The sequence below is a fragment of the Micromonospora sp. DT31 genome, from assembly GCF_049841795.1.
GTDB lineage: Bacteria > Actinomycetota > Actinomycetes > Mycobacteriales > Micromonosporaceae > Micromonospora.
Genome location: NZ_JBNCKZ010000080.1, coordinates 1 through 254 on the forward strand (window position 1 = coordinate 1; position 254 = coordinate 254).

Below are 254 nucleotides of genomic sequence, written 5' to 3' on the forward strand. Positions count from 1 at the left end.
GGTGGTGAGGTTTTTGCTGAGGTGGTGCTTCCGGAGGGTTTGGAGGTGGAGGGTTTCGGGGTGCATCCGGCGTTGTTGGACGCCGCGGTGCAGGCTTCGAGCTTCTTGGGCTTCGGTGGTCCCGAGGGTGGCCTGCTTCTTCCGTTCGCGTGGAACGACTTCGTGGCGCTGCGCTCGGGTGCGTCGGTGTTGCGGGTGCGTTTGGTGGGTGTGGGGGATGGGGTGTCGGTGTCGGCGGTGGATGAGTTGGGTGG

The 254-nt window shown here is 65.4% G+C and carries 1 protein-coding gene; it reads left to right on the top strand.

The annotated features are described in order from the left end of the window. Positions 1-21: 21 nt before the first annotated feature. The coding region (locus ACLQ2X_RS28465; RefSeq protein ID WP_425684153.1) for a hypothetical protein at positions 22-254 on the top strand (233 nt) is incomplete at its 3' end.